At 35.2% G+C, this 2,253-nt stretch carries 3 protein-coding genes; 2 read left to right on the top strand and 1 reads right to left on the bottom strand.

Going from position 1 to position 2,253, the window contains the following annotated elements:
• The first annotated feature begins 146 nt into the window (after positions 1-146).
• Both CJF42_RS25675 and CJF42_RS25670 read left to right on the top strand, forming a co-directional pair.
• Entirely contained in the window at positions 147-521 is a 375-nt protein-coding gene (locus CJF42_RS25675) for a hypothetical protein (RefSeq protein ID WP_095369326.1), read from the top strand.
• A gap of 419 nt (positions 522-940) precedes the next feature.
• Positions 941-1,492 carry a helix-turn-helix domain-containing protein gene (locus CJF42_RS25670; protein ID WP_170940777.1) on the top strand — a complete coding sequence of 184 codons (552 nt, stop codon included), beginning with the start codon at positions 941-943 and terminating at the stop codon, positions 1,490-1,492.
• Here the strand turns inward: CJF42_RS25670 and CJF42_RS25665 are convergent.
• Positions 1,489-1,881, bottom strand: a complete 393-nt coding sequence (locus CJF42_RS25665) for a VOC family protein (RefSeq protein ID WP_095369324.1) — start codon at positions 1,879-1,881, stop codon at positions 1,489-1,491. The genes CJF42_RS25670 and CJF42_RS25665 overlap by 4 nt on opposite strands.
• Between the last annotated feature and the right edge of the window lie 372 nt (positions 1,882-2,253).

The following is a 2,253-nucleotide window of genomic DNA, read 5'->3' as shown; positions in this document are numbered from 1 at the left end:
TTATATTGAGCGAGAATTGCTGTCTTCGTATTGCTGGTGTTGAATTAAATAATAATAACTGATAACTTAATGAGATTATTATAAAAATTCTTATGCATGAAAGAAAGTCGATTTAATTGTCGACAGTTTAACTAAATGGAAACACTATGTTATTAATCGGAACTATTTTACTTGTCATCATTGGTATAATTCATTCCTACATAGGTGAGAAATACTTATTAATTCGTTTGTTTCGACGTGAGAATTTACCTAAATTACTTGGAAGTGATTGGTTCACTAAACGTGTTATAAGGTTTGCTTGGCATTTAACTACCATAGCTTGGTGGGGATTTGCTGCTATTTTGTTTGTGTTATCAAACCCAGGTGTAAATGTTAAAAATGAAACCCTCATAATAATTGCAGTAGTATTTCTATTAAGTGGAATAGTTTCATTATTATTTACTCGTGGTAAACACCTCTCTTGGGTGTTCTTTTTTACAATATCAACAATAAGTTACTACGGAACAACATACACTAACTAGGTAACCGGAGGTCTCTAACCTCCAGTCCCACATCATACATCCACTGTGTGATAATATTTTCCTTAAAACAGCTAATTATTATGATCGCAATGTCGGAATAACCGTCTCTCTTCATCAATGTTATTTTTAGACTTTTTGAGCCTGAAGCGAACATTAACTTTTAAAAAACTAAATCTCGCTGAATACTTAAAGATATTGTTGGATTTTTAATTTGCTCAGAGTTAAAATCGCATTATCACACTGTTTATATAATCAGTATGCTGCTCCTTTTCTTATATTCAGGAAAATGCACAAATAGGGTACTATTAAATTATTATGTGAAAAAAATAATGAACAAAAATTTATTATCAACATGGAATACTAGTTCTAGTAAAAAAACCTCTACTATCATATTACCCGACGGTTGCCGTGATCTCATAATGAAAATAGATGAAGATGAAAAGCCTTTTTGGTTTATATCACCTTTGTTTGATAAAACAGAAGTATTTTCAATAAATACTAACTCAATTTTTTCAGGTTATAGAATGAAGCCTGGAGTTACTTTTTCCGAAAAAGAACTAATCGAATCAATTCAAGGTAATTATTACAATCTCGATGAGATTTCGAATCGATTAAATGATTTTACTAACTTAAATCGCTCTGTGGAAGAAGCACTTAACTGTTTAGCTTCAAATATGGACTCAGTAAAAGGCACTGCAAAAACTCTTGGCGTCAGTTCTCGAACCCTGCAAAGGTTAATACATAAAGGAACTGATCGAACGCCCGCTTATTGGATTCTTCTTGCAAGAGCTAGGAGAGCAGCAAGAACACTAGTTGAATCAAGTTCTCTCGCTGATATAGCGGAAATGCATGGATACACTGACCAAGCGCATATGAGCCGCGAATTCAAACGCTGGTTTGATCTCAGCCCATCACTCATGCGCAACACTCCAAACATCATCCGTCAATTGTTTAATAAAGGCTACGATTAAGCTGACACAGGAGTACATAGCTCAATCAAGAAACCATTATTATCTAAAACGTAAGCAGTAGTTTGCCCCCAAGGCATATCCTCTGCATCTTGAACAAGTTTTGCCCCCGCAGCTAATGCCCTAGCAAGGACGGCTGGAACATCGCTTGTTTCAAATGCTATTTCAAACGTGGGGCTTGCTGGATTAACTTGAGCGGGGTTTTTCCCAATGTTGTTCATTAATTCTAGCGACGAGAAAGATAGTGTTGTATCTCCGGTGTCAAGCTCGCCATAGTCACCGCTTTCATGCAGCATTTTCTGCTTAAACCCAAATGCTTCTTCAAAAAACTTGAAGGTATCTGCGACATTATTCACATAGAGGATGGTATATTTGAACTTTAGGCTTTTCATTGCACAACTCTCATAATTATTTAGAATAATATATGTTAGATTGTGGTAACTGTATTGTCTTGAATAAATGCGACAAGCAGTAGTGATTTTTTCAGAATGACCAATATTTAGCCTCTTAAATTAATATAATTCACTACGAACTATTCACATAATACGTTCAAATGGACTTTTAAAAGTTAGCTCTCGCTTCGCGAGTGTGGCCCAATTTAAAAAAGTGTTTAAACAGGGGGGCTACCAATATCCTCTCACAGCGGTGAGAACAATTGTCGATGAAATTGCTTGAACGAGCGCTTTGTTGTCTATCAAAATGAAAGTACAAATCACCTCAGCTAAAGCTCACTTTGATACGATCAATGTCATTAACTTAAGGTT

Origin of the sequence: Pseudoalteromonas sp. NBT06-2, assembly GCF_002276045.1 — a bacterium.
Classification (GTDB): Bacteria; Pseudomonadota; Gammaproteobacteria; order Enterobacterales; family Alteromonadaceae; genus Pseudoalteromonas.
Note: the sequence above shows the minus strand (reverse complement) of the source record. Positions and strands in the feature narration are given on the sequence as shown.

What these genes read in the sequence shown, in the direction of transcription:
- CJF42_RS25670 (WP_170940777.1), top strand. Translation starts at nt 941, where the DNA reads ATGAAAATAGATGAAGATGAAAAGCCTTTTTGGTTTATATCACCTTTG.
- CJF42_RS25665 (WP_095369324.1), bottom strand. Translation starts at nt 1,881, where the DNA reads ATGAAAAGCCTAAAGTTCAAATATACCATCCTCTATGTGAATAATGTC.
- CJF42_RS25675 (WP_095369326.1), top strand. Translation starts at nt 147, where the DNA reads ATGTTATTAATCGGAACTATTTTACTTGTCATCATTGGTATAATTCAT.